General features: G+C 65.2%; 3 protein-coding genes. All 3 read left to right on the top strand.

Annotated features, from left to right (window positions below):
- The first annotated feature begins 131 nt into the window (after positions 1–131).
- The 3 genes from APM_RS00295 (at position 132) to APM_RS21960 (ending at position 2,184) form a co-directional block, all read left to right on the top strand.
- A complete protein-coding gene (locus APM_RS00295; protein WP_007421354.1) occupies positions 132–1,691 on the top strand; it encodes a lysine--tRNA ligase in 1,560 nt (519 codons plus the stop codon).
- A gap of 152 nt (positions 1,692–1,843) precedes the next feature.
- Entirely contained in the window at positions 1,844–2,038 is a 195-nt protein-coding gene (locus APM_RS22305) for a potassium-transporting ATPase subunit F (RefSeq protein WP_013639830.1), read from the top strand.
- Positions 2,039–2,043: 5 nt separating this feature from the next.
- Entirely contained in the window at positions 2,044–2,184 is a 141-nt protein-coding gene (locus APM_RS21960) for a hypothetical protein (protein WP_154653532.1), read from the top strand.
- Positions 2,185–2,358: the final 174 nt, after the last annotated feature.

Below are 2,358 nucleotides of genomic sequence, written 5' to 3'. Positions count from 1 at the left end.
CTGGCTCCGCCCGCCCGATCCCCCGCTCCGAACCCGCTTCTTTCCCCGGTCCTGACAAGCCGGCGCGCTTGCGCGCCCGGCCCCCGACCCATGCGTTTGACCCGGTCGCCCGCCGACCCTAAACGCAATTCATGACAAAGTCCGAAGCCGATACCCCCACGAGCTGGCCCTTCCGCGAAGCCGAACGCGTCGTCCATCGCCTGCACAAATCGGGGAAATCCACGGCCCTGTTCGAAACCGGCTACGGCCCCTCCGGCCTGCCGCATATCGGCACCTTCATGGAGGTCGCCCGCACCTCCTGGATCAGGCTCGCCTTCACCAGGCTCACCGGCCTGCCCTCGAAGCTGCTCGCCTTCTCCGATGACATGGACGCCCTGCGCAAAGTCCCCGGCAACGTCCCGCAACAGGACATGCTCCGCGAGTTCATCGGCCAGCCGCTCACCCGCGTGCCCGACCCCTTCGGCACCCACCCGAGCTTCGGCGCCCACAACAACGCCCGCCTGCAAGCCTTCCTCGATTCCTTCGGCTTCGAATACGAATTCGCCTCCTCCACCGAATACTACACCTCCGGCCGCTTCAACGACGCGCTGCGCGCCGTCGCCGCGAAGCACGATGTCATCCGCGACATCATCCGCCCCACTCTCGGCCCCGAGCGCCGGGCCACCTACTCGCCCATCCTCCCGCTGCACCCGCGCACCGGCCAGGTCATGCAGGTCGCCATCGACGAGGTCGATGTCGATGCGGCGAGCGTCACCTGGCGCGATCCCGAAACCGGCATCCTCCACGAAACCTCGATCCTCGATGGCGGCGCCAAGCTGCAATGGAAGGCCGACTGGGCGATGCGCTGGTTCGCCCTCGGCGTGGACTACGAAATGTCCGGCAAGGACCTGATCGATTCCGTCCGCCTCTCCAGCGCCATCGTCCGCGCCCTGGGCGGCGAGCCGCCCGAGAGCTTCACCTACGAACTCTTCCTCGACGAGCACGGCCAGAAGATCAGCAAGTCGAAGGGCAACGGCCTCTCGGTCGAGGAATGGCTGACCTACGCCCCGGCCGAAAGCCTCGGGCAGTTCATGTTCGCCTCGCCCCAGCGGGCCAAGCGCCTGTATTTCGACGTGATTCCCCGTGCCACCGACGAATACCTCGCCAACCAGGACAATCTCCGCGAGGGCAAGGGCAGGGCGGAGGACAATCCCGCCTGGTTCATCCATGGCGGCGAGATCCCCACGGCCTCCAGCAGCCCGATCCCCTTCGCCATGCTTCTCAACCTCGCCTCGGTGGTCAACGCCGAAACCCCCGACCTGCTCTGGGGCTTCATCCGGGCCTACCGGCCGGAAGCGTCCCCGGAATCGGCCCCCTTCCTCGCCCGCCTGGTCGATTTCGCGGTGCGGTACTATCAGGATTTCATCAAGCCGGCGAAACAGTATCGCAGCCCCACCGAGCTGGAACGCACGGCCCTGCTCGACCTCGCCGACGGGCTGAAATCCATCCCCGACAACGCCGATGCCGAGGCCCTGCAGAACCTGCTCTACGATGTCGGCAAGCGCCATCCCTTCGCCAGCCTGCGGGAGTGGTTCGGCTGCCTCTACCAGGTCCTGCTCGGCCAGACCGAGGGCCCCCGCTTCGGCGGCTTCATCGCGCTTTACGGCATCGCCCCCACCATCGCCCTGATCGAACAGGGCCTCGCCCGCTGACCCTTCGCCGCGCGGGCGGCCAAAACCACCCGCGCGGCCCGGATCTATACATTTTCTATACATTCCAGCCGGAATTCGGTCTGGAATCTTTACGATCCTGCCAGCCATTATCCCGAACACAGTCAGTCGCCTGATCGTCAGGCGCATTCGGGATGACCCATCATGGCGGACCTTCTTACGCTCGTTCTTGCCTTCGCGATCTTCGGCCTCTTCCTGCTCTACGTGAACGCCTGCGAGAAGATCTGACGAAAGCCGGATCGATGATCGACCTCATTCTCTCCGGCATCGCCGCCCTGCTGATCCTCGTCTATCTCGTCTGGGCCCTCCTGCGGCCCGAGGATTTCTGAACGCCATGCATGTGGCGGCAAACATCTCCGGCCTGATCGCCGATGCCCTGATCTGCATCGGCAGTGCCCTCGCCATCGTCCTCGTCATCCTGTGGATGTGGCAGGTGGCACGCCAGGTTCTTCACCGGCATCCCCCCGAACAATAGCGTCTCCGAACGGAAACCCCCATGACCTTGCACGGAATAGGGTTCATCGCCCTCGCGCTCGCCCTCGTCTTCGGCGCGGCCTTTCCGCTGGGCGCCTATCTCGCCCGACTTTATCGCGGCGAGTTGCGATTCCTCGCGGCGATCGAAGCGCCGATCTATCGCCTTTGCGGCATC

Origin of the sequence: Acidiphilium sp. PM (genome assembly GCF_000219295.1) — a bacterium.
GTDB classification, from domain to species: Bacteria; Pseudomonadota; Alphaproteobacteria; order Acetobacterales; family Acetobacteraceae; genus Acidiphilium; species Acidiphilium multivorum.
Note: the sequence above shows the minus strand (reverse complement) of the source record. Positions and strands in the feature narration are given on the sequence as shown.

Bases quoted from the DNA above. Each gene is read 5' to 3' on its own strand.
- APM_RS00295 (WP_007421354.1), top strand. From the start codon at position 132: ATGACAAAGTCCGAAGCCGATACCCCCACGAGCTGGCCCTTCCGCGAA.
- APM_RS22305 (WP_013639830.1), top strand. From the start codon at position 1,844: ATGACCCATCATGGCGGACCTTCTTACGCTCGTTCTTGCCTTCGCGAT.
- APM_RS21960 (WP_154653532.1), top strand. From the start codon at position 2,044: ATGCATGTGGCGGCAAACATCTCCGGCCTGATCGCCGATGCCCTGATC.